General features: G+C 61.1%; 19 protein-coding genes and 1 tRNA gene. 8 read left to right on the top strand and 12 right to left on the bottom strand.

Going from position 1 to position 22806, the window contains the following annotated elements:
- The first annotated feature begins 71 nt into the window (after positions 1-71).
- Positions 72-1370 (top strand): carbohydrate porin, encoded by a 1299-nt coding sequence (locus tag ACSPX5_RS09360; RefSeq protein ID WP_439821524.1) that lies wholly within the window; start codon positions 72-74, stop codon positions 1368-1370.
- Between the two features lie 11 nt (positions 1371-1381).
- Here the strand turns inward: ACSPX5_RS09360 and ACSPX5_RS09355 are convergent, their stop codons facing one another.
- Together ACSPX5_RS09355 and ACSPX5_RS09350 are read right to left on the bottom strand one after the other, a co-directional pair.
- Positions 1382-2062 carry a DUF3313 domain-containing protein gene (locus tag ACSPX5_RS09355; RefSeq protein WP_439821523.1) on the bottom strand — a complete coding sequence of 227 codons (681 nt, stop codon included), beginning with the start codon at positions 2060-2062 and terminating at the stop codon, positions 1382-1384.
- Positions 2062-2388, bottom strand: a complete 327-nt coding sequence (locus tag ACSPX5_RS09350) for a hypothetical protein (protein ID WP_439821522.1) — start codon at positions 2386-2388, stop codon at positions 2062-2064. Before ACSPX5_RS09350 ends, ACSPX5_RS09355 begins: the two co-directional genes overlap by 1 nt.
- A 148-nt stretch (positions 2389-2536) precedes the next feature.
- Between ACSPX5_RS09350 and ACSPX5_RS09345 the strand changes: the two genes are divergently transcribed.
- The 3 genes from ACSPX5_RS09345 to ACSPX5_RS09335 all read left to right on the top strand — a co-directional run bounded on the left by ACSPX5_RS09345 (position 2537) and on the right by ACSPX5_RS09335 (position 5968).
- On the top strand, positions 2537-3262 hold the full coding sequence (locus ACSPX5_RS09345; RefSeq protein ID WP_169430400.1) for a response regulator: 726 nt from the start codon (positions 2537-2539) through the stop codon (positions 3260-3262).
- Positions 3259-4593: an ATP-binding protein gene (locus ACSPX5_RS09340; RefSeq protein WP_169430399.1), complete on the top strand. Its 1335-nt coding sequence runs from the start codon at positions 3259-3261 to the stop codon at positions 4591-4593. Before ACSPX5_RS09345 ends, ACSPX5_RS09340 begins: the two co-directional genes overlap by 4 nt.
- Positions 4594-4672: 79 nt before the next feature.
- Positions 4673-5968, top strand: coding sequence for an OprD family porin (locus ACSPX5_RS09335; RefSeq protein ID WP_439821521.1), 1296 nt, complete (start codon positions 4673-4675; stop codon positions 5966-5968).
- 21 nt (positions 5969-5989) lie between these two features.
- On the opposite strand, the gene ACSPX5_RS09330 is transcribed toward ACSPX5_RS09335, so the two are convergent.
- The 8 genes from ACSPX5_RS09330 to fdnG all read right to left on the bottom strand — a co-directional run bounded on the left by ACSPX5_RS09330 (position 5990) and on the right by fdnG (position 16007).
- Positions 5990-6724, bottom strand: a complete 735-nt coding sequence (locus ACSPX5_RS09330) for a hypothetical protein (protein ID WP_439821520.1) — start codon at positions 6722-6724, stop codon at positions 5990-5992.
- Positions 6725-6938: 214 nt separating this feature from the next.
- A tRNA-Sec gene (locus ACSPX5_RS09325) sits at positions 6939-7034 on the bottom strand.
- 6 nt (positions 7035-7040) lie between these two features.
- Complete coding sequence (selB, locus tag ACSPX5_RS09320; RefSeq protein WP_439822018.1) at positions 7041-8960, bottom strand: selenocysteine-specific translation elongation factor; 1920 nt, start codon at positions 8958-8960, stop codon at positions 7041-7043.
- A complete protein-coding gene (selA, locus tag ACSPX5_RS09315; RefSeq protein ID WP_439821519.1) occupies positions 8957-10363 on the bottom strand; it encodes an L-seryl-tRNA(Sec) selenium transferase in 1407 nt (468 codons plus the stop codon). Before selA ends, selB begins: the two co-directional genes overlap by 4 nt.
- A gap of 48 nt (positions 10364-10411) precedes the next feature.
- Positions 10412-11338 carry a formate dehydrogenase accessory protein FdhE gene (gene fdhE / locus ACSPX5_RS09310; protein WP_439821518.1) on the bottom strand — a complete coding sequence of 309 codons (927 nt, stop codon included), beginning with the start codon at positions 11336-11338 and terminating at the stop codon, positions 10412-10414.
- Positions 11339-11341: 3 nt separating this feature from the next.
- Positions 11342-11995 carry a formate dehydrogenase subunit gamma gene (locus ACSPX5_RS09305; protein ID WP_169430394.1) on the bottom strand — a complete coding sequence of 218 codons (654 nt, stop codon included), beginning with the start codon at positions 11993-11995 and terminating at the stop codon, positions 11342-11344.
- Entirely contained in the window at positions 11992-12927 is a 936-nt protein-coding gene (gene fdxH / locus ACSPX5_RS09300) for a formate dehydrogenase subunit beta (protein ID WP_439821517.1), read from the bottom strand. Before fdxH ends, ACSPX5_RS09305 begins: the two co-directional genes overlap by 4 nt.
- 14 nt (positions 12928-12941) lie before the next feature.
- The gene (fdnG, locus tag ACSPX5_RS09295; protein WP_439821516.1) at positions 12942-16007 is read right to left on the bottom strand and encodes a formate dehydrogenase-N subunit alpha; all 3066 of its coding nucleotides are present in this window, start codon (positions 16005-16007) and stop codon (positions 12942-12944) included.
- A 218-nt stretch (positions 16008-16225) separates the two neighbouring features.
- Here fdnG and ACSPX5_RS09290 point away from each other — a divergent pair, with 218 nt between their 5' ends.
- From ACSPX5_RS09290 to ACSPX5_RS09275, 4 genes are all read left to right on the top strand, one after another.
- A complete protein-coding gene (locus ACSPX5_RS09290; protein ID WP_439821515.1) occupies positions 16226-17380 on the top strand; it encodes a MalY/PatB family protein in 1155 nt (384 codons plus the stop codon).
- A gap of 91 nt (positions 17381-17471) precedes the next feature.
- Positions 17472-18329 carry a glucose 1-dehydrogenase gene (locus ACSPX5_RS09285; RefSeq protein ID WP_439821514.1) on the top strand — a complete coding sequence of 286 codons (858 nt, stop codon included), beginning with the start codon at positions 17472-17474 and terminating at the stop codon, positions 18327-18329.
- A 60-nt stretch (positions 18330-18389) separates the two neighbouring features.
- Positions 18390-19733: a cation:proton antiporter gene (locus ACSPX5_RS09280; RefSeq protein ID WP_439821513.1), complete on the top strand. Its 1344-nt coding sequence runs from the start codon at positions 18390-18392 to the stop codon at positions 19731-19733.
- Positions 19734-19919: 186 nt separating this feature from the next.
- Complete coding sequence (locus ACSPX5_RS09275) at positions 19920-20216, top strand: hypothetical protein (RefSeq protein ID WP_169430388.1); 297 nt, start codon at positions 19920-19922, stop codon at positions 20214-20216.
- Between the two features lie 55 nt (positions 20217-20271).
- Here the strand turns inward: ACSPX5_RS09275 and ACSPX5_RS09270 are convergent, their stop codons facing one another.
- Together ACSPX5_RS09270 and ACSPX5_RS09265 are read right to left on the bottom strand one after the other, a co-directional pair.
- Entirely contained in the window at positions 20272-20808 is a 537-nt protein-coding gene (locus ACSPX5_RS09270) for a hypothetical protein (protein ID WP_207864288.1), read from the bottom strand.
- Positions 20809-20883: 75 nt separating this feature from the next.
- Complete coding sequence (locus ACSPX5_RS09265; protein WP_439821512.1) at positions 20884-22803, bottom strand: PAS domain S-box protein; 1920 nt, start codon at positions 22801-22803, stop codon at positions 20884-20886.
- Positions 22804-22806 lie beyond the last annotated feature (3 nt).

Raw genomic sequence — 22806 nt, 5'->3', positions numbered from 1 at the left:
TCCTTCACGTTCTTGTGCGCGACACCTTCGGGTGTCGCGTTGTTTTATGTCCCCAACTCTGGATTTCAGCAATGTCATTCGTTGTTCGTTTTTCCCGCACCGGCATCTTCACCGGCGTGCTGTTCGGTATCACCTGTAGCGCCGCCCTGCCCGCTTTCGCGGACACCGATTCGAACGTCTTCACCCGCAATACCCTGACCGGCGACTGGGGTGGCCTGCGCCACCAGCTCGACGAAGATGGCGTCAAGTTCACCGGCGATTACACCGGCGAAACCGCCTACAACGCCGACGGCGGCAAGCACCGCTCAGCCCGTTACTCACAGAACATCAAGCTCGGCGCGCAATTTGATCTGAGCAAAATCTATGGCGTGGACAACGCCGGCAAGGTTCAGCTGACCATCAATGACCGGCGCGGCAACAGCGCCTCGCAAGATCTGGTCGGCAACCGTCTGCCGATCCAGGAAAACTACGGCGGCCTCTACACGCGTCTGACTGAACTGAGTTACGAGCGCACGCTGTTCACACCGGCGCTGAACGTCAAACTCGGCTACATGGCCATGGGCAACGACCTCGGCGGCCTCGACAGCGGCATTCTCTGCAACTTCATGAACGCCGGCTTCTGCGGCCATCCGCTGAACATGTCCGGCGGCAGCGGCTGGACCAACTATCCCAACGCGCACTTGGGCGTGCGGGTGAAATACGACCTGTCGCCGGAATGGCAACTGCGCGTCGCCGCGTTCAACGTCGATCCCGAAAGCAACGGCAACTCCAGCCGCGCCTGGCACCTGGGGCCGAAACACACCACCGGCACCGTGGTGCCTGTCGAACTGGTCTACAAACACGCGGGCACGCTGCCCGGCGAGTACAAGCTCGGTTATTACTACGACAGCTCCGACGTGAAACGCATCGGCAGTGACAAGGAAGTGTCCGGTCGCGGCGGCCATTACCTGCTCATTGATCAGGCGGTGTGGAGTTCGCCAACGTCGGAGGGCCGCAGCCTGCACGCTTTCGGTCAATACTCGGCGGCCAGCGAAGCGGCTTCGCCGTTCAGCAAGTGGTATGGCGCCGGGGTGGTCCTGTACAAACCGTTCGAAGGCCGCCCGCGTGACACCGTCGCCCTGGGCTACGGTCGCGCCGTGCAAAACCCGCGCAGTCGCGACGTGCAACAAGACGCCGCGCTGGCCAACGGCACACCGCTCTCCAATATCGACGGCGCTGAACAGCTGATCGAACTCGGTTACGGCTACCAGGCCACCCCATGGCTGACTCTGCGACCGAACCTGCAGTACATCATCGAGCCGGGCGCGTTTTCCGGGCAGGACATCGATAATGCACTGGTGGTGGGTCTACAGGTGAAAGCAAGTCTCTGACCTCACCGCTGTCAGCGCAACGTTACTTTGCGGGTCACGACATACGACTGACTCAAGTCCGTGGCCCAACCGTCGAGCACGCCTTTGACGTTCTCGGCGGTCATCACCTGTTTGTCGTTTTCCAGCGGCACGCCCATGCCCTTGCGAACGACTTTCGCCACCACCTCGCCGGTGGATCCATCCTCGATCGACACTTCCGTGGCGATCTCACTGTCCTGATCACGAATGCCCGCAGCCGTACTCACTCCGGCCGCAACCAGCGTGATCGGCAGCCATTCGTAGTACCGCAGGCCCTGGGTGCTGGCGGCGACTTGCGTGATGGCTGGCCGCACAACCAGTGTGTTCGGGCCGGGCCCGGATGCCAGCGGCAGCGTTTTGCCCAGTTCCTGCCTGAGGGCTGCGTCGTAGTAGCGGGTCACACCTGACAAGGTGCTCTGCGGAATCCGCCCCGTGGGCTGAACCTGCGGATAGAACTGGCTCGGCGCCAGGTAAATCCGGGTGTAACGCCCCTTCGCCAACGCCGGACTGACCCAACTCAGAATCGTCTGTCCTGACGGCGTCTGCTGCTCCTTCAACATGCTGTAGTCGTTGAGAAACCCGGAATACATTTCCGGTTCGACTTTTTTGCTGCTGCAGGCCGACAGGCTCAAAGTCGCTGCAAACAACAACGCCAGCGAATGACTGTTTCTCATCAATGCGTTTCCCCAGCGGTCTGAATCTGGCCGAACGGGGTATTTTCAGAACACTCGATGCGCAACTGGCCATGGGTCATGATCCAGTGAATGAATTCGGCCGTGGGAATCGTGTGGATGTATTCCACCCAATGACTGTCGGTCGGGCTGAAGCGCTCGAAGTAGCGGCGCATGACGAGTTGGCTTTGATCCGAAGCGATCCCCAGGCAGGTTTCCTGGAAAAAGATCGGCGCGTTGAGAACGCTGCTTGTGGTGCGCTGGGTCAGGATCAATGGGCGCACGGCGCCATGACTCTGAGTGGAATAAACGCTTTTCATATCCTTCATATGAACCCCCTTGGATGGAATGCCGGCAGAGTGCCCGAGGTTTTTTGCCCGACGATGTCCGGCTGATGTCCGTGTTGAAGGAATGTTGCTCGATTGAAATAAATGACCCTGGCCACGAAATGGTTTTAGATGCCCTCTTTTTGGGTACATGGGTCCTGCAAACGTGAGCAGATTGCTGATCGTCGACGACGACGTGGAAATTCTGTCCCTGCTGAAGAAGTTTTTCGTTCAGCACGCCTACGAGGTCGATGTGGCACCGGATGGCCAGGCCATGTGGGCCGCCATCGAACAGGCGCGACCGGACACGATCATTCTCGACCTGATGCTGCCGGGTGAAGGCGGTTTGAGCCTGTGCCAGAAAATCCGTGCGCAGAGGGGGATCCCGATCATCATGCTGACGGCCATGGCTGAACTGAGTGACCGGATTGTCGGTCTGGAACTGGGGGCCGATGATTACCTGACCAAACCCTTCGCTCCCCAGGAATTGCTGGCCCGGGTGCGCGCCCTGCAACGTCGCGCCGGCGAGCAAAGTCATCCCGCCAGCGAACCGACCCGTCCGGTAATGACCTTCGCCGGTTGGCACCTGGACATCACGTGTCGCGAACTGCGCTCGCCCGACGGTGTGATGATCCCGATGTCCGGCGGAGAATTCGACCTGCTGCTGGTTTTTCTCGAGCATCCCCAACGCATCCTGACCCGTGAACAACTGATCGACCTGACCCACGGCAAGGGCCACGATGCTTTTGATCGCAGCATCGACGTGCAGGTCAGCCGGCTGCGACGCAAGATCGAACCGGACAGCAAACGCCCGGACCTGATCCGTACCGTGCGCAACGGCGGTTATATGTTCACGGTCAAGGTCAGCCGCTCATGATCGGTCGAATCCTGCCGCGCGACACCCTCAGTCGCCGGATCGCCCTGACGATCATTGCGGCCATGCTCGCCTCGCTGATTCTCAATGCCCTGTTCGTGCAGGTGGCAGGCACCTGGGCCCGTCCCCCCATCGAACGCACCGGACTACTGGAACGGATTGCGGCGAGCACTCGCGTGATCGAGGCGGCACCCGCTCAATTACGCCCGCAACTGGCAAACGCGGCCAGCAGTTCGACGCTTGAGGTGTTATGGAGTGCGCAACGCAGCCAGTTCAATCTGCCCGGGGACGGCGAACCGGTCGAGACCGGCAAGGTTCCTGCGCTGCGGCAATTGCTCGGCGATGACCGGGAAATCGAAGTATTCAACCCCGACGACTGGCCACCAGGCAGTGCGCAGGCTCATTACGTCGCCCTCGTGCCTCTGGCCGATGGCAGCTGGCTGACATTCACGCCACCTGAACGCAGCTGGGGACTGAGCCTGGATGCCCGGATCGCGGTCATCATCGCGTTGGGCCTGGTCGCCACGTTGCTGGTCGCCTGGATTGCCACGCGCCAACTGGCCAATCCGCTGCAGCGTTTTGCCGGCGCCGCGAGACGGTTTGGCAAAGATTTGAACGCGCCCCCCATCGATATCGAAGGCCCCCACGAGATCCGTCAGGCGATCATCGCCTTCAACACGATGCAGGCGCAGATCCAGCACTTCATCGGTGAGCGCACTCACATGCTTGCCTCGATTTCCCATGACTTGCGCGCGCCATTGACCCGGATGCGCCTGCGCAGTGAGTTCATGGAAGACCTGGACAATCAGCAGAAAATGATTCGCGACATCGAAGAAATGCAATCGATGATCAACGCCGCGCTGGCGTTTTTCCGTGAAGGCACACGGCTTGAACAACCGACGGCGTTCGATCTGTCCGAGCTGCTGCAAACCATCCTCGACGACTACCGCGACCAGAACGTCCTCATCGACTTCAACGGCCCGGCCCATCTGGTCTATGACGGCAGGCCGCTGAGCCTGAAGCGGGTGATCGTCAACCTGCTGGAAAACGCCGTGAAATACGCCGAGCGCCCGCACATCGCGCTGAGTCGCAACACACGCTCCATCTGCATCGAAATCTGCGACGAGGGCCCGGGCATTCCCGAGGACGCGCTGCAACGGGTGTTCGACCCGTTCTTGCGCCTCGAAACCTCGCGCAACCGTGAAACCGGCGGCGTCGGCCTCGGCCTATCGGCGGCCCGGGCGATCGTGCGTGAACAGGGTGGAGAACTGACCTTGAGCAATCGCAAGGGCTCGGGGCTGGTGGCGAGGGTCGAGTTGCCTGTTGTCGATTGACACAGCACACCCGCTCAATCATTCAGAGGCAACCGGCACCACAATCCGGCGACATTCCATTTACGCCGGTCACTGACACATGAAAGGATTTCCGCCCTCGGGCATCACACTCGCCTTGCTGCTCGGTGGTGCCGTCAACACAGCCCTGGCCAGCGGTTTTCTGGATGACGCCAAAGGCGAAGTGCTCAGCCGCAACTTCTTTCTGAGCAACGACTACCGCTCGCCCTCGCCCAGCGGCAAGAACTACAAACAGGAATGGGCTCAAGGCTTTATCGGCACCTTCTCATCCGGTTTCACCGAAGGAACAGTCGGTTTTGGCCTCGATGCCCATGCCTTTTATGGCTTGAAACTGGACGGTGGCCGGGGACATTCCGGCACCGGTCTGTTGCCGGTGGACAGCGAAGGTCGCAGCGAAAGCGACTACTCCAGCGCGGGCGGGGCACTCAAGTTGAAGGCCTCGCGCACCACCCTCGCCTTCGGCGAAATGACCGTCGAGACGCCGGTGTTCGACACCTCGGACAAACGCCTGCAACCGGAGTACGCCACCGGGTTTCTGCTCAACAGCCGTGAAATCGACAACGTCAATCTGGTGGCCGGGCATTTCACCGCGTTCAAGAATCAGGACAGTTCTTCCGGCCAAGGCGATTTTCAGGGCTACGGCGCCAGTACAAAGGCCGGCGGAATCAGCTTCATCGGCGCTGACCTGTTCACTGACAATCCGGTCGGTGGTGCGCTGTACGCCTCAGACCTCAGCGAAACCTGGCACCAGTACTACGCCAACCTGCATTTCAAACAGTCCGGCGTGCTGCTCGATGCCAACGTCTACCACACCCGCGACACCGGGCAGGCACTGGCCGGTGAAATCGACAACACTGCGTTCAGTCTCTCGGGCAAATACGCCTTCGGCCCGCACGCGGTGATGCTTGGCTGGCAACGGATCAACGGTGACACACCGTTCGATTTCGTCGGCGGCGACTCGATCTACCTCGCCAACTCGATCAAATACGCCGACTTCAACGGCGCCCACGAGCGCTCATGGCAAGCCCGCTACGATCTGGATCTCGGTGCGTTCGGCATTCCCGGCCTGAATTTCATGACCCGCTACGTCTCCGGCAGCCACATCGACGGTACCCACGCGCCCAAGGGCGGCGCCTACAATCCGTTCGACCCGGACAGCGGTCAATACCAACCACAGCAAGGGGATGGCGGCAAACACTGGGAGCGCGACATCGATCTTCGCTACATTGTCCAGTCCGGTGCCGCCAAGGATCTTTCCGTGCAGCTGTCCCACGTCTCGCACCGGGCCAACAGTGCTCAGGCGGGGGATGACATTGACCGGATCTATGTGGTGATTCAGTACCCGCTCGGTTTATGAGAACGGAGATGAACACCCATGCTATTGAGTCGAGGAACCCGCTACGCTGCCTGCATTGAAAACGGCATATTTTTTAAGCTCAGCCTGAGTCAAGTTATGTATATCCGTCGAATCAACATCCAGGCTAAAACTCAGAAGACTTTGGTGAATCTCTGGTTGATCGGAATGCCCCAACATGTCGCGGTAGCCCCAAGTGGAAACGTACGGCCAAAATTCATTGACCTTGAAATGACAAACGCACAAATCAAATGTAACGCCTGAGCGATGAACGCCAATACTGAAATCGCTTCCCAGCGCAACTCTTGTTTTCCCCATCAGCAGAAGATAAGGACAGGCGGACAGGCACTGTACGTTAGAGATACCGATTCCACCCTCAAGCTTGTAGCGCTCGGCCATGCATGTATTGAAGTGCCGGGATTTTATCCAGTTGCCTATGTCTTGTGCGATGCCAGCACTGCCACCGGGACTACTGAAGCATACGGTATCGAATGTCGCGGTTTCAGCCAGGTGATCGATTGCTTTCGCCGTGCCATCATCAATGGCGCCAATAATTATCAAGACATTTTTCTTGCAGTCCGTACTTTCCTTGTTACAGGCCTCGCCGATCATGGCTTTTTTTATAACCATCGATTTATCGGCAACTTCAACAGTGTCGTTTGGAAATAGCCAATGCCATGCCTTGGGACCGCCTGTACAAACAAGCCATACGGACATAAACAAAATTAAAACCTTGATCAGGGCAAGCCCGATGGACACTGATATTTTTCTAAGCAAAACCGTCTTCCCTAAATCATTCTATAAATGCCGCTATCGAACCTGATTCGGCAAAACACCGTACGAGTTGAATTCGCAGTTGGCCGCACGAAACTTGCCGAGCAAATGATGTCACATCGCCCTTATTCTGTGAATGTCACACTCCGCGCCCATGAGTGCACAGGCTTCAACGAAAAGCCCATCCAAGAGAAAAGTATGGCGGAAGGCAGCCGGAGTCGAACCTGCCCGGGAACGGATGCCGTCCCCAACCGGGTTTGAAGCCCGGCCGCGCCACCGGGCGCGATTGCCTTCCTTGAACTCAATCCGCGCCGGGGTTGGCCAGCGCGTTGTCGTAGCGGATCTGCCGGCCCTCGCCGAGACGCCGGGTCAGGCCGAGGCGGTCGAAGTATTCGAGGATCTGGATACTGCGTTTGCGTCCCAAGCCTAGCGCATCGCGGAACGCCGTGACTTGAATCGGCGGATTTTCTTCACCCAGACGCAGCAGCACGGCGGCCATTTGCCGCAAGGTGATGTCGGTGAAGAACAAGTCCCGCACCACTTGATGCATCACGCCCAGCCGCGCCAGTTTGCGCAGCAACAGCCTGACGGTCGCGTCGTCCTTCTCCACGGCTTTGGCCACGTCGCGCACCCACGGCGGATCGAAACCGGCCTGTTCGAACAGCGGCTGCAACACCAGCCACAGGGCTTCGTCGTCGGCATTCAGGCGCACCTGATGATCCGGCAAATGCAACCACGGGCCGCTGGCGGTGAGCGAGCCGGCGCTGCGAAGTTCTTCCAGCAGGCTGATGAACGTCGAATGCTCGATATTCAATCCGCTGAAACGCCGCAGACGATCACGGTCCGGGCCCATCTGGTCGGGCTCCAGCTCATGGAATCGCGCCAGTTGCTCCAGCAACGTGAATTTCAGGATGCCCCAGTGCTGGGCATTGAACAGCCTCGTTCCCTGGCGCGTTTCGATCAGGCGGACGTTGTCCGGCAGCAACCAGCCTTCACGCGGTCGGTTGAACTGACGCTCCAGTCGCTGCGGATCAATGCCGCTGTCGCTGTATTCCAGCAACGTCGGCAACGCTTGTTCAAGATCACTGCTGATTGCCAGTGCCCGCAATTGCGCCAGACGCCCGGGGCTGCGCCGTTGCCGGGCCGGGGCAAACGGATCGAGCAATTGACCGCCGCCGAGCGTGCGCTGGGCGCTGGCATCACGCAGGACCAGTCGATCCCCCTTTACGCCGTGTACCGGGACATTGGTCAACAGTTGCGCGAACATGCGCTCGCCCGGAAGCAGCCGTGGTCCTTCGAGCAACGCCACCCGGGCGATCACGTCTTGCGTGCCGAGATGCAGGTGCACAGGCTGAAAGTGTTCGAAGGTGCGCGTCTCATCGGGCAGCAACTGGAAGTCGATGTCCAGGCGTTGGGTCGGTGCGAACAGTGTTTCGGCGAGCAGCCATTGTCCGCGATGTATTTGCCCAAGCTCAAGGCGATCACCGCTGATGTTCAGGGCCACACGTTGACCAGCAAACGCCAGTTCTGCAGGTTGATTCTGGGCATGCAGCCCTCTCACCCGCACCGTTTTGCCCGAAGGCCCGAGGATCAGTCTGTCGCCCACCGCGATCATTCCCGACAGCGCTGTGCCCGTCACCACAATCCCGGCACCGGCGACACTGAACGCCCGGTCGATGGCCAGACGAAACCCGCCCTCGCGACTGCGTTTCAACACTTCACGTTGCGCCTGTAGCAACGCTTGCCGCAGGTCATCGACGCCCTCACCCGTCATGCTTGAGACTGCGAGCATCGGCGCACCTGCAAACGGACCGGGGGCCAGCAGATTTTCGATTTGCTGGCGCACCTTTGCCACCCTGCCCGCCTCAACCCGATCACACTTGGTGATCGCCACCAGCGCCCAGGGAATTCCCAACAGCTGGGCAATCGCCAGATGCTCGCGGGTCTGCGGCATCACGCCGTCATCCGCCGCCACAACGAGCAGCACCAGATCAATGCCTTGGGCGCCGGCGAGCATGTTGTGGGTGAATTTCTCGTGGCCGGGCACGTCGATGAACCCGGTCAGCCCCGCGCCGGGCACCAGTTCGGCGTAGAGATAACCGAGGTCGATGGTCATGCCCCGCTCACGCTCCTGCGGACGACGGTCGCCGGTTTGCCCGGTCAGAGCCTGGAGCAGCGAGGTCTTGCCGTGGTCGATGTGACCGGCGGTGCCGACGATCATGGCTGCAACTGCGCGATTTGCGAGAGCCACGCCGGCTCATCGTCGAGTTGCCGCAGATCCAGCCACAGTGCGTCATCGTCGAGGCGTCCGAGCACCGGAATCGGCAGCTCGCGCAATGCGCTTTGCAGAATCAGCAGCCTGCGTCCGCGTAGGCGTTTCGACACTTGAGGGCGGGCACACAATGCCGCGCTTGGCAGCCGCGCCACCGGCTGGCTGCCGCTGCCGATCATGCCCAGTGTTTTCTGCGCCGTGACCGTCCAGGTTTCACCGAGCACCTTGGCCAATGCCGGTTGCAGGCGTTCGGTCTGGGCCAGAATCTCATCTTGCGGGCGGGTCAACAGACGCAGAGTCGGCAAGCGCTCGGCCAGGCGATCCGGATCGCGATAGAGCCCGAGCACCGCTTCCAGCGCGGCCAGTGTCATCTTGTCGACCCGCAAAGCCCTTTTCAGCGGGTTTTTCTTGATCTTCGCGATCAGTTCCTTGCGCCCGACAATCACCCCCGCCTGCGGTCCGCCGAGCAGTTTGTCGCCGCTGAAGGTGACGATGTCAGCGCCATCGAGCAGTGCCTGACGCACCGTCGGCTCCGCCGGCAGGCCCCAGCGGGTCAGGTCCAGCAGGCTGCCGCTGCCGAGGTCCTCGAGCAACGGCAAACCATGGCGATGGGCCAATTCCGCCAGTTCGGCCGTTGGCACGCGAGCGGTAAACCCTTCGATGCTGTAGTTGCTCGCATGGACACGCATGATCAGGCCGCTGCGAGGGCTGATCGCTGCTTCGTAATCCCGGGCATGGGTACGATTGGTGGTACCGACCTCATGCAGACGCACACCGGCCCGGGCCATGATGTCGGGAATGCGGAACGCACCGCCGATCTCGATCAATTCGCCACGGGAGATGATGCCTTCCTTGCGAGCACCAATACTGTTGAGGGTCAGCAGCACGGCGGCGGCATTGTTGTTGACCACGGTGACGGCTTCGGCGCCGGTCAGCTCCCGGATCAGACCTTCAATCAGGTCATCACGGTCACCACGCTTGCCGCTGGCCAGATCGAATTCGAGGTTCAAGGGATAACGGGCCGCCAGTTGCACGGCGGCGATGGCTTCTTCCGGCAACAGCGCACGGCCCAGATTGGTGTGCAGCACGGTGCCGGTCAGGTTGAACACCCGCCGCACCTGACTGCGCTGCTGCAGCGCCAGACGTTCGGCAATCCTGCCGGCCAGTGCTTCAGGGCTGATCTCGACAGCGCAGAGCTGCCCCGCCACAACCGACTCACGCAAGTCATCGAGCAACTGACGCAAAGCCGCCAGCAGCGCCTCGCGCCCGTGCCGCTCGGCCACGGGTTGAAAGGCGTTGTGACGCAACAGACTGTCGATGGAAGGCAAACGCTGGGCAACACTGGCAGGCATCAGGCGCTCCGGATAAAAAGCCGTTGCGCCAGAGTGTAGACGTTCGGTTCATTCGTCTCCGGGCGCCAGCAGCAGATTCGGTGACAGTCGCTGATAGCCGTCCTGAGCCAGGCGCATGTCCAGCAGCAGACTGCTCAAGTCCGCCGACAAGGCTTCGGCCTCGGCATCATTTTCCAGGTACAGCAATTTCAGATAGCTGTTGCATCCCGGACAGACCTCGGCCCTCAGCGGCGCCTGATTGGCAGCGTGGCGATCGTCTTCCAGACTCAGATATTCCAGCCCCTTGCTCTGCTCGCAATACACGCACTTGACCCGCACCACGTGCCATTCGCAAGCGCACAGCGAGCACACCAGATAACGCAAACCGTTGTGCTTGCCACGATGGCGGATCACACCGGCCATGGCTGGCGAACCACAGGCCGGGCACTGGCCGAGGCTGTTGCCGGGCGCCAGTTGCAGGTTCGGTGCGCTGAGCAGCCAGTGGCTCCAGGCCGTTTGCAGCGCCGCGCCAAGAAACGGCACCAGCGCTGCCGGCACCAGCGAATACTGACCGCTGACCAGCGCCACGGCCCAGGCGCGCAACTGTCCGGGGCTGGCAATGCGCAAGTTTGTAAGCGCTTCGGCGACGGCTGTTTGTTGTGGCGCGTTGTAGCGTTGCAGCAAGGCCTCAAGATAGGTCCGCCAGACGTCCTCGCGGATCAAGGTATCGGCGGCGAACGGCGGCATGCCGTGTTGCCGGCAGACCTCAAGGCGTTGCTCATCAATCGGGGCGTTTGATGGGGGATCGTCAAGGACTTGCTGCTGCACGCGGCACAGTCCCGCGACCAGGCGCAGGTAGTCGGCGAGCGGATGTCCGATAGCCAAATGTTCCAGACGCTCGGCGCGCAGCGTGAACAGGTTGTGCGGCGGCAAGTGCAGAAACGGCGGCGCACTGGCCGCCGCTTCGATTTCCCCGGGTTCAAGAATGGTTGGCAAGTGTCAGCCCTTTTTGGTGACCGGTCGCTCTGGCGGATCCCTGGATTCCACTTCGCGATACCAGAGTGCGTGGTGTTTTTTCGCCCAGGCGCGGCTGACCCAACCGTGCAGCATCGCGTCCACCGAGCCCTTGATCCAGATCCCGGCATAGATGTGCACGATGATGCTCAGGATCAGCACGAACCCGGCCAATGCATGCAACAACATCGCCCAGCGAATCGTCGTGATGCCAAAGTAATGACTGAAGTACGCGCGCCAGATCACCAGCCCCGTGAACAACAGCCCCAGCATGCACAGCAGTAAAGTCCAGAACAGCATCTTCTGCCCGGCGTTGTACTTGCCCACCGGCGGCACAGTCTCTTCATCGTTGACCAGCACCCGGTCGATGCGCCGCAGCCACTTCCAGTCGTTGTCGATGAAGAAGTTCGAACGCCAGAAACGCAACACCAGGCCAAGGAACAACACGAACATCAGCACGCCCATGAACGGGTGCAGGATCCGCGTCCACGGCCCGCCGCCGAACAGGTGGGTCAGCCAGAACATCGACGGATGAAACAGCGCCAGTCCCGACAGCCCCGCCATGAAGAACAGAATCGCCACCAGCCAGTGATTGGTACGCTGGTTGGCGGTGTAGCGCAGGATCGTCTTGTTGCTCATGGCCGGCCCTCCCCGCGTGGATCGAAGGTGTGAACCGCCGGGTCGACCACGTGGACCGAGGTGTCGGGCGGTTCCGGATGGTCATCCTCTTCGGTGCGGTTCGGGCCGATCCGCACGTAATGGAAGAACCCGGCCAGCACCGCCGCGCCCATGGCCAGCAGACCCAACGGCTTGCTGATGCCTTTCCACAGGCCCACCAGCGGACTGATCTCGGGGTTGTCCGGCAGGCCTGCGTAGATTTTCGGGGTATCCGCGTGGTGCAGCACGTACATGACATGAGTGCCGCCGACGCCTTCCGGGTCGTACAGACCGGCGTTGTCGAAACCACGGCTTTTCAGGTCGACGATACGTTCGGCGGCGTGGGTCTTCATGTCGTCCTTGGTGCCGAACACGATGGCCCCGGTCGGGCAGGTTTTCACGCAGGCCGGCTCCAGCCCCACTGCCACCCGGTCCGAACACAGCGTGCATTTGTAGGCCTTGTGGTCCTTCTGCGAAATGCGCGGAATGTTGAACGGGCAGCCGGTGATGCAATAACCGCAACCGATGCAGTGATCCTGATCGAAGTCGACGATGCCGTTGGCGTGCTTGATGATCGCGCCGGGGCTGGGGCACGCCGCCAGACAACCGGGCTCGGCGCAGTGCATGCAGCCGTCCTTGCGGATCAGCCATTCGAGGTTGCCGGCGTCGGTTTCGTGCTCGGTGAAGCGCATCAGCGTCCATGACTCTGCGCTCAAATCCTGCGGATTGTCGTAGGTGCCGTGGTTGTGGCCCACCTCGTCGCGCAGCTCGTTCCACTCCGAGCACGCGACCTGACAAGCCTTGCAGCCGATGCATTTGGTGGTGTCGATCAGCTTGGCGACTTCCTCCTGATTGCGCACCGAGGGGGCCGGTGTGGTGGTGGCCGAGCGGGCAATGATGTCTTGGCTGGCCATTTAAAGATTCTCCATCAGAGCTTCTCCACGTTGACCAGGAATGACTTGGATTCCGGGGTCTGTGTATTGCCATCGCCGAGGAACGGCACCAGGGTGTTGGTCAGGTAACCGTGGCGCGTCAGGCCGGTGAAGCCCCAATGCAGGGGAATGCCGATCTGGTGCACCACCTGGTTGTTGACCTGCAACGGCCGGATTCTTTTGGTCACCACCGCCACCGCTTCAATGAACCCGCGCTTGCAGCTGACCCGCACCCGGTCGCCGGCAACGATGCCCTTCTCCTTGGCCAGCACTTCACCGATTTCCACGAACTGCTCCGGTTGGGCAATCGCGTTCAACCGGCAGTGTTTGCTCCAGAAGTGGAAATGCTCGGTCAACCGATAGCTGGTGGCGGCGTAGGGGTAATCCTTGGCCACGCCGAGGCTGTCCCACACCGAATCGAAGATCCGAGCCGCCGGGTTGCTGGTGGCTTTCTTGTTTTCGGGGTGCAGCGGGTTGATGCCGATCGGCGTTTCGAACGGCTCGTAGTGCTCCGGGAATGGCCCTTCGTTCATCTTGTCGACGGCGAAGAACCGCGCCACGCCTTCGGGGTTCATGATGAACGGGTTCATCCCGGCTTCCGGCGGCACGTCGGCCTTGTAGTCCGGCACGTCGGTACCGCCCCAGGCCTTGCCGTTCCACCAGACCAGGCGTTTTTTCGGATCCCACGGCTTGCCGGCGACGTCCGCCGAAGCGCGGTTGTAGAGAATCCGCCGGTTGGCCGGCCAGGCCCACGCCCAGCCCTGGTGCTGATGCATGCCGTACGGATCGGCGTTGTCGCGCCGAGCCATCTGGTTGCCGGCCTCGGTCCAGCTGCCGCAGAAGATCCAGCAACCGGAGGCGGTGCTGCCGTCATCCTTGAGCTGGGCGAATGCGGCCAGTTGCGAATTGCCCTTGACCGCCGCGCCCGTGGAGTCGGTGAAATCGGTGGTGGCGTAGCCGTTGATCTCCTTGGCGATTTCTTCCGGAGAGGGTTCTTGCGCAATCTTGTACGGCCAGGAGAGTTTGAGGATCGGATCGGGATAAGCCCCGCCCTCGGTCTGATACCGCTGACGCAGGCGCATGAACAGTTCGGTCATGATCCGCACATCGGTGCGTGACTCGCCCGGGCCGTCGGCGCCTTTCCAGTGCCATTGCAGCCAGCGGCTGCTGTTGACCAGCGAGCCGTCCTCTTCGGCAAAACAGGTGGTCGGCAGGCGGATGACTTCGGTCTGGATGTCGGCACTTTTCACATCGTTGTACGGCCCGACGTTTTCCCAGAACTGTGAGGTTTCGGTGGCCAGCGGGTCCATCACCACCAGCCATTTCAGTTTGGCGAGAGCAGCCATCACCCGATTCTTGTCCGGCAACGCGGCAATCGGGTTGAAGCCCTGGCACATGTAGCCGTTGACCTTGCCCTGCCCCATCAGGTCGAACACCTTGAGGATGTCGTAGTTGGGGATGTCGAGTTTCGGCAGGTAGTCGTAGGCCCACTGGTTTTCGGCGGTCGCGTTGGCGCCGTACCAGGCTTTCATCAGGCTGACGTGGAACTTGCTGTAGTTCTGCCAGTAGGACAACTGCCCCGGCCGCAACGGCACTTGCGTGCGTTTCTTGATGTAGGCGTTGTAGTCCTGCTCGGCGTCGGTCGGCAGGGTCAGGTAGCCCGGCAACGAGTTCGACAGCAACCCGAGGTCAGTCAGGCCCTGAATGTTCGAGTGCCCGCGCAAGGCGTTGACCCCGCCACCGGGCATGCCGACGTTGCCCAGCAACAATTGCACCATCGCCGCACTGCGGATGATCTGCGAGCCGATCGAATGTTGGGTCCACCCCAGCGCGTAAAGGATCGTCATGGTCTTGCCCGGCGTCGAGCAAGTGGCGATTTCCTCCCAGATTTTCTTCATCGCATCGACCGGCATGCCGCAGATCTGGCTCGCCAGGTCGATGTTGTAGCGGCTGTAATGCTGCTTCATCAGCTGATAGACGCAACGCGGGTCCTGCAGGGTCGGGTCAACTTTGGCAAAGCCGTCATCGCCCAGTTCATAACCCCAGGAAGACTTGTCGGTGTAGCTGCGTTTGGCCGCGTCGTAACCGGTGAACAGCCCGTCCTCGAAGCCGAATCCGGCTTTGACGATGAACGACACGTCGGTGTAGTTGCGCACGTATTCGTGCTGAATCTTGTCCTCGGTCAGCAGGTAATTGATCAGCCCGCCCATGAACGCGATGTCGCTGCCGGTGCGAATCGGCGCGTAGTAATCGGCCACGGATGCGGTCCGGGTGAATCTCGGGTCGACCACAATCAGCCGCGCCGCGTTGTGTGCCTTGGCTTCCGTTACCCATTTGAAGCCGCACGGATGCGCTTCAGCGGAGTTGCCGCCCATCACCAGGATCAGATTCGCGTTGGCGATATCGGTCCAGGTGTTGGTCATGGCTCCACGGCCGTACGTCGGGGCAAGACTTGCCACCGTCGGGCCGTGTCAGACACGCGCCTGGTTATCGAACCCCAGCATGCCGAGACTGCGAACCACCTTGTGGGTGATGTAGCCCGCTTCGTTGGACGCCGCGGACGCTGCAAGGAACCCGGTGGTGAGCCAGCGGTTCACCGTCTGCCCCTGGGCGTTCTTCTCGACGAAATTGGCGTCGCGGTCGGCCTTCATCAGGTCGGCGACACGGTCGAGCGCTTCATCCCAGGTGATCCGGGTCCATTCGCTGCTGCCAGGCTTGCGCACCTGCGGGTACTGCAAGCGGCCCGGGCTGTGAATGAAGTCCAGCAGGCCGGCGCCTTTCGGGCACAGGGTGCCGCGGTTGACCGGGTGGTCGGCGTCGCCCTCGATATGGATGATGTTTTGCGCAACGTTCTTCGCGGCATCGCCCTGGCTGTACATGATCAAGCCGCAACCGACCGAGCAATACGGGCAGGTGTTGCGGGTTTCATGGGTGTGGGCAAGCTTGAAGTGGCGCACCTGCTCGGCGAAGGCCTGCGTCGGGGCCATGCCCAACGCGCCCAGGCTAGAGCCTGCAAGGCCGATACCGGCGACCTTGAAGAACTGACGACGGCTGAGATCCATCGTGCACTCCTGATCAGGTGGAACCCGGTACTCGAGCCGGGTTTTTTCTGGACAATCACGGTGGCGGCACACAAGTGCCGACTTTTTCACTGTAGACAACGTCCCCGCTGCCTGTGTGAAAACCGACCGTCGGCCATCCTGGGGTCACAAGTTCGCACCCGCAGGAGATGGGGCTTATCATGGCGGCCACGACCCATCTCCGCTCTTAGAGACCGCGCATGACTTTCAATTTTGATCAGGTATTCGACCGCCACGACACCGGCAGCACCAAGTGGAGCCGCTTCGCGGCCGATGTGTTGCCGATGTGGGTCGCTGACATGGATTTCGCGGCACCACCGGTGGTCATCGAGGCGCTGCAACAGCGTCTGCTGCACCCCTTGGTCGGCTACAGCGTCGCCCAGGACAACCTGCGCGAGGCCATTGTTGCCGACCTCTGGAACAAATTCGCCTGGCGGGTCAAACCGCAAGAGCTGATCTTCCTGCCGGGCGTGGAATCGGGTTTCAACATGGCGCTCAAGGCGCTGGTGCAGCCACAGCAGAATGTCGTGGTGCAAACCCCGAATTACCCGCCGCTGCGACACGCGCCGGGCCATTGGGGCCTGAACAAGGTCGAGCTGGAATTCGACGCCAAGGCCGACGGCACCTACGCCACGCCGCTGGATGCCTTGCGTGAATCCCTCACCGGTGGCGGCGCCCTGCTGCTGAGCAACCCGCACAACCCGATCGGCAAGGTCTTCGGCCGTGAAGAACTGCAAGCGGTGGCCGACATCTGCGTGGCGCAGGACGCCTGGATCATCTCCGACGAAATCCACGCCGAACTGTGCTACGACGGTCGCGTGCACATTCCGACCGCGTCCCTGAGCCCGGACATCGCCCGGCGCACTATCACCCTGATGTCGGCGAGCAAGGCCTACAACATTGCCGGCCTCAAAACCTCGTTCATGATCATTCAGGACAGTACCCTGCGCGAGCGCGTCAATCACGCCCGCTGCGGCATGGTCGACAGCGTCAACCCGCTGGGCATGGAAGCCACTCGCGTGGCCTACAGCGAGGCCGGGCCGTGGCTGAATGAACTCAAGCAATATCTGCAAGCCAACCGTGACTGGTTGGTGGAAGCGGTTCGCAGCCGCCTGCCCGGGGTGAAGATCAACGTGCCGCAGGGGACTTATCTGGCGTGGCTCGATTGCTCGGCCCTGGGCCTGGACAATCCGCAGCAGTTCTTCCTCGAACAGGCTCGCGTGGGACTCAGCCCGGGCATCGATTTCGGTGACCATAGCCAGCAATTCGTGCGCCTGAACTTCGGTTGCCCGCGTTCGCTGCTGGAGGAAGGCATTGCGCGGATGGAGCGTGGCCTGACTCAACGCCAGGCCTGAGCCTGACTGACGGCATCGTCAATCCAATCGAACTCATGGCAAATGCGCCGGGTCAACCGCCCATACCCGCCCTGAGCTTCGGAGATTGACGATGACCGACTATCCAAAACCCCCATTCCCGAAACAGCCACAAACGGTGCCCGGCTCTCAACGCCAGATGGAGCCGTACCCCGATTGCGGCGAAAAAAGTTACCGCGGCTCCGGTCGACTCGCCGGCAAGATCGCCCTGATCACCGGCGCCGACAGCGGCATCGGCCGCGCCGTGGCCATCGCCTTTGCCCGTGAAGGCGCGGACGTGGCCATCGCCTATCTCAACGAACACGAAGATGCACGGGAAACCGCACGCTGGGTCGAACAGGCCGGACGTCAATGCCTGTTGCTGCCCGGCGACATCGCGCAGAAAACCCACTGCCATGCACTGGTGGACCAGACGGTGGAACGCTTCGGACGCATCGACGTACTGGTCAACAACGCAGCATTTCAGATGACTCACGAAACGTTCGAAGAGATTCCCGATGATGAATGGGTGATGACCTTCGACGTCAACATCACGGCGATTTTCCGACTGTGTCAGGCCGCGATAAAACACATGGGTCCCGGCGCATCTATCATCAACACCAGTTCGGTCAACTCGGACATGCCCAAGCCCACCCTGCTCGCCTATGCCACCACCAAAGGGGCGATCGCCAATTTCACCGGCGGTCTGGCGCAAATGCTCGGACCGCGGGAAATCCGTGTGAACTGCGTGGCGCCGGGGCCGATCTGGACGCCGCTGATCGTCTCGACCATGCCCGACGACCAAGTGCAGCATTTCGGTGAACAGACCCCGCTCGGCCGCCCGGGTCAACCGGTAGAAGTCGCGCCGATCTACGTGTTGCTGGCATCGGATGAAGCCAGCTACATCACGGGTCAGCGCTACGGGGTCACGGGTGGCAAGCCGATGCTGTGATTCCTTCACGTCACGCCGGCGCCGAGGCGGAGCAACGACTGTCAGGACGGGCCGCGGACCATGGCATTCATTATCTGGGTAGCAGTGCTCGGCGCCGTCCTGCTGACGCTGGCGTTGACCTCGTCGTACCTGCGCTGGATGCCGGTAACGACGTCGGCGGTGTGCCTGCTGCTCGGCGTCGGCATCGGCCCGAGCGGGCTCGATCTGCTGAAGCTGCCGCTGGAGCACGCCGCGTCCTGGATGGAGCACCTGACTGAAGTCGCGGTGCTGTTTTCGCTGTTCGTCTGCGGCTTGAAGTTGCGCCTGCCGTTACGCGACAAGCGTTGGCGAATCGCTTTCGGCCTCGCCGGCCCGGTCATGGTGCTGACGATCATTGGCGTCTGTCTGCTCCTGCACTACGGTCTGAAAATGTCGTGGGGACCGTCGTTGCTGATCGGCGCGATTCTGGCGCCCACCGACCCGGTGCTGGCGGCGCTGGTGCAGGTCAACGATGCGCGGGATGTCGACAGTGTGCGCTTTGGACTGTCCGGCGAGGCTGGCCTGAACGACGGAGTGGCCTTTCCCTTTGTGATCCTCGGGCTGTTGCTGCTGCAAGGCGAGGGCCTGGCCGCCGAGTGGAGCAACTGGGTCTTGCGCGATCTGCTCTGGGCCGTACCCGTCGGCTTGCTGACGGGTTACTGGATGGGGCGCGGCATTGGCCGGGCCACCCTCGCCTTGCAGACGCGCAATGAAGACAGCACTGTCAGCCCGAACGACTACCTGGCACTGGCCTTGATTGCACTTGCCTTTGTGGTGGCCGAGTCCGTGGGGGGCTACGGCTTTCTGTCGGTGTTTACCGCCGGGCTGGGCCTGCGTCAGGAGGAAGTGAAGTCCACCGGCGTCCATCAGCCACCGGCCGAACATCTGGTGCAACCGGTGGTCGGCCATCAGAACGTCGAACCGCAGCACGCGGTGCACGGTGACACCGAGCGGCTGCAAAGCAGTCAGGTGGCCGCCGGGATCATGATGGGCGACATGCTCGCCTTCGGTGGTCTGGTGGAACGGGCCATGGAAGTGTTTCTGGTGACCCTGCTCGGCGTAGTGCTGGTCACTCACTGGGACTGGCGGGCATTGTGGGTCGGTGGCGTGTTGTTCTGTCTCATTCGGCCAGCCTGTGTGGCACTGATGCCATGGGGATCACTGCTGATGTGGCGTCAGCGGATGCTGATCGGCTGGTTCGGCATTCGTGGCATCGGCAGCCTGTTCTATCTGTTCTACGCCCTGAACCATGGCCTGGGTAACACCGTGGGCGCACAGTGTACCGATCTCACCCTTTCGGTCGTGGCCCTGAGCATTTTGCTGCACGGCATCAGCACCCAGCCGCTCCTTGCTCGCTACGAGCAACAAAAAAAGCAAAAAAACTGATTTTTTCTCCCGGCGCTATCGCCGAAAAACATCGAACTTTTTTCTTGAAATAAATGGATCCGCGTCTGACCGCCGCCGGTCACAGCTTTAACCTCTCGCCGAATCCGTCCGGCGAGATTCGGCAAACTCGGTTCCCCGCGGCTGGACGCCCGGCACAAGGAATCAGGAAGAATAAGGTCAACGGTCATGAAAGAATGTTCGACATCGGCACAAATCAAGGCTTGCAGAACCCTGGCGCTGGAACGCAACCGGCAGTTGTTCGAAGAGGCCCAGGCGCTCAATCGGGCGGCCCACGAATTGCTCGAAGGCGAGCACCTGGATATCGAACAATTCGAGCGGTATCGACTCCTGCGTCGCAAGGCCGATTTGAAATTCCAGGATGCCATCGAGCACCTGTGCGTCTTGAACGAGGATTTCCCGCCCATTCCCATGTCGCAGCAGAACTCCCGGGGATTACGCCGCGAGCTCGAAGCCAGCGCCTGACCTCAAAAACGCAAAAGCCCGGCCTGGATGGTCGGGCTTTTGCGTTTGGGGTCGCTCAATTTCCAGGATTGGTGACCTGTATGAAAACGGCATAGCTGCCGAGCAGTACCCAGAACGTGGCGAAAATCCACGGTGTGCGGAGGGAAAAAAGCAGGGATTTACAGTAACCCTTGTGACTGGACTCCATTTCACTGAACAACGGCGATTCGTCATAGGCCAGCCCCATCAACGGCTCGCTGCGCAGCAACTCACTCTGTTTGAAATGCCAGTGGTCGATGATGTCGTAGGCCGCCCGGATTCCCGGCCAGGCATTGAGTGAACTGAGGAGCCCGAGTAATGCCAGAAAGGGCGGCACCACCAACGTAAACAGCTTGCCCCACTCCGGATTGAGGTTGGCCATGCAGGAGGCGAAGGCGATCACCAGAAACGATTGCGCCGCCAGATACGCGTCGGTGCGGTTGGCCAGAATGCTGGTTTCGTACTGGATTTCCCGTCGATAGAAATCCAGGCGCTCCTTGGGCGAGCCGAACATCTTTGCATTGTGTTCGGTCAGGGTCTCTTCGGCGGTCGGATGGGTCAGTATGCGTGGCACGGGATGGACGCTCCGAAAGACAAAGCGTTTGGAGCCGGCCAGCCCCGAACAAGTTCAGCCGGATCCTGACCCGGCTCACTTCATCGACTGAGCGATGATCTCCACCAGATGCATCTGATTGAACGGTTTCGACAGTCGCGGCAACTCGGCCGCGAAGCCTTCGAGACGCTCGGCATAGCCCGTGGCAAGAATGATCGGCAGATCAGGCTTGAGCAAACGCACCGCATGCGCCAATTGCGCACCGTTCATTTTCGGCATGGCCATGTCTGTAATCACCAGATCGATCACTTCCCCCTGATCGAACAATTCCAGCGCTTGCACGCCCGAAGCCGCACCGATGACCCGATGCCCCAGATCTTCCAGCAACAGGCTGGTGCTGGTTCGCACCAGACTGTCGTCGTCCACCACCAGAACGCTGAGTCGCGGCACTGCCGCCGTGGGCGGCTTCGGGCTCAGAGGCTTGGCCGCCATCCCGTCGACGGCGACCGGCAGCCAGAGTTCGGCGCAAGTCCCGTGCCCCTTCATGCTTTTGAGCACAAAACGGCCGCCCAACTGCTCGATGAAACCGTGCACCATCGACAGTCCCAGCCCTGTGCCCTTGCCCAGACCTTTGGTGGTAAAGAACGGATCGGTCGCCGAGGCCAGTGTCGCGTCATCCATGCCTTCACCGGTATCGGTCACGCTCAGGCAGACATAACGCCCTGCCGCCAGCGTTGACTGGTTCTGCTGCAGAACCACTCGCGGCTCGGCGCTGATGACCACGCTGCCGCCCTCGGGCATCGCATCCCGTGCGTTGGTGGCCAGGTTGAGGACCGCCAGTTCGAGCTGGTTGGTGTCGGCCAGCACCGCTTCAAGTTCGTCGGGAAACTGTGTTTCGATGCGAATTCCCGGGCCCAGCGAACTGCGAAGCAGGCCAGTGATGCCTTGCACCAGTTTCGCAATCTCCACGGGTTCGGTCTTGAGTTCCTGACGCCGGGCGAAGGCCAGCATGCGCTGGGTCAGGGACACACCGCGCAGCGCGCCTTGCGTGGCATTTTCCAGCAGACGGCTGACCTTGGGGTCGTCACCCACGCGTTTGCGCACGATCTCCAGATTGCCGAGGATCACCGTCAGCAGATTGTTGAAATCATGGGCGATGCCGCCGCTGAGTTGGCCGATGGCCTGCATCTTCTGCGCCTGGAACAGCGCTTCGCGGGTCTGCTCCAGTGCCAGTTGTGCCTGGTGGGCTTCGGTGACGTCGCGGGTGATCTTGGCAAAACCAAGCAACGTGCCGGTCTCACCGCGAATCGCATCGACCACCACATGCGCCAGAAACCGCGTGCCGTCCTTGCGCAGGCGCCAGCTCCTGTTCTCGAAGCGCCCTTCGCGCACGGCGGTTTCCAGCGCTCGCTGCGGCTCACCGATCTCACGGTCTTCCGGGGTGTAGAACATCGAGAAATGCTTGCCGATCACTTCGTCCGGCGCATAGCCCTTGATCCGTTGCGCACCGGGGTTCCAGTTGGTCACGCGGCCTTCCGGGCTGAGCATGTAGATCGCGTAGTCGGTCACGCCCTGCACCAGCAGGCGGAACTGCTGTTCGCTTTGCTTGAGGGTTTCCTCGGCCATCTTGCGGTCGGTGAGGTCACGGGTGATTTTCGCAAAACCGAGTAGTTGCCCGTCCGGACTGTAAATCGGGTCGATCACCACGTGGCACCAGAAGTGCGTACCGTCCTTGCGCACCCGCCAGCCTTCGCCTTCGAACCGTCCTTCGCGGATCGCCGTTTCCAGTGCCCGTTGCGGCATGCCGACAGCGCGGTCTTCATCGGTGTAGAAGCGCGAAAAATGCTCGCCGAGAATCTCGGCTTCTTCATACCCCTTGAAACGTTTGGCCCCGGAGTTCCAGCTAGTGATGATGCCGGCCGGATCGATCATGTAGATCGCATAATCGACCACGGCATCGATCAGCAGGCGAAAGCGCATTTCTTCGATCGCAGCGGACGTCTTGTTCTCGCTCATCAG

Source organism: Pseudomonas sp. HLG18, assembly GCF_051903985.1.
Taxonomy (GTDB): Bacteria; Pseudomonadota; Gammaproteobacteria; order Pseudomonadales; family Pseudomonadaceae; genus Aquipseudomonas; species Aquipseudomonas fluorescens_BT.
This window is presented reverse-complemented; position numbering and strand designations above follow the sequence as displayed.

What these genes read in the sequence shown, in the direction of transcription:
- ACSPX5_RS09360 (WP_439821524.1), top strand. Translation starts at nt 72, where the DNA reads ATGTCATTCGTTGTTCGTTTTTCCCGCACCGGCATCTTCACCGGCGTG.
- ACSPX5_RS09355 (WP_439821523.1), bottom strand. Translation starts at nt 2,062, where the DNA reads ATGAGAAACAGTCATTCGCTGGCGTTGTTGTTTGCAGCGACTTTGAGC.
- ACSPX5_RS09350 (WP_439821522.1), bottom strand. Translation starts at nt 2,388, where the DNA reads ATGAAGGATATGAAAAGCGTTTATTCCACTCAGAGTCATGGCGCCGTG.
- ACSPX5_RS09345 (WP_169430400.1), top strand. Translation starts at nt 2,537, where the DNA reads ATGGGTCCTGCAAACGTGAGCAGATTGCTGATCGTCGACGACGACGTG.
- ACSPX5_RS09340 (WP_169430399.1), top strand. Translation starts at nt 3,259, where the DNA reads ATGATCGGTCGAATCCTGCCGCGCGACACCCTCAGTCGCCGGATCGCC.
- ACSPX5_RS09335 (WP_439821521.1), top strand. Translation starts at nt 4,673, where the DNA reads ATGAAAGGATTTCCGCCCTCGGGCATCACACTCGCCTTGCTGCTCGGT.
- selB (WP_439822018.1), bottom strand. Translation starts at nt 8,960, where the DNA reads ATGATCGTCGGCACCGCCGGTCACATCGACCACGGCAAGACCTCGCTG.
- selA (WP_439821519.1), bottom strand. Translation starts at nt 10,363, where the DNA reads ATGCCTGCCAGTGTTGCCCAGCGTTTGCCTTCCATCGACAGTCTGTTG.
- ACSPX5_RS09305 (WP_169430394.1), bottom strand. Translation starts at nt 11,995, where the DNA reads ATGAGCAACAAGACGATCCTGCGCTACACCGCCAACCAGCGTACCAAT.
- fdxH (WP_439821517.1), bottom strand. Translation starts at nt 12,927, where the DNA reads ATGGCCAGCCAAGACATCATTGCCCGCTCGGCCACCACCACACCGGCC.
- ACSPX5_RS09290 (WP_439821515.1), top strand. Translation starts at nt 16,226, where the DNA reads ATGACTTTCAATTTTGATCAGGTATTCGACCGCCACGACACCGGCAGC.
- ACSPX5_RS09285 (WP_439821514.1), top strand. Translation starts at nt 17,472, where the DNA reads ATGACCGACTATCCAAAACCCCCATTCCCGAAACAGCCACAAACGGTG.
- ACSPX5_RS09280 (WP_439821513.1), top strand. Translation starts at nt 18,390, where the DNA reads ATGGCATTCATTATCTGGGTAGCAGTGCTCGGCGCCGTCCTGCTGACG.
- ACSPX5_RS09275 (WP_169430388.1), top strand. Translation starts at nt 19,920, where the DNA reads ATGAAAGAATGTTCGACATCGGCACAAATCAAGGCTTGCAGAACCCTG.
- ACSPX5_RS09265 (WP_439821512.1), bottom strand. Translation starts at nt 22,803, where the DNA reads ATGAGCGAGAACAAGACGTCCGCTGCGATCGAAGAAATGCGCTTTCGC.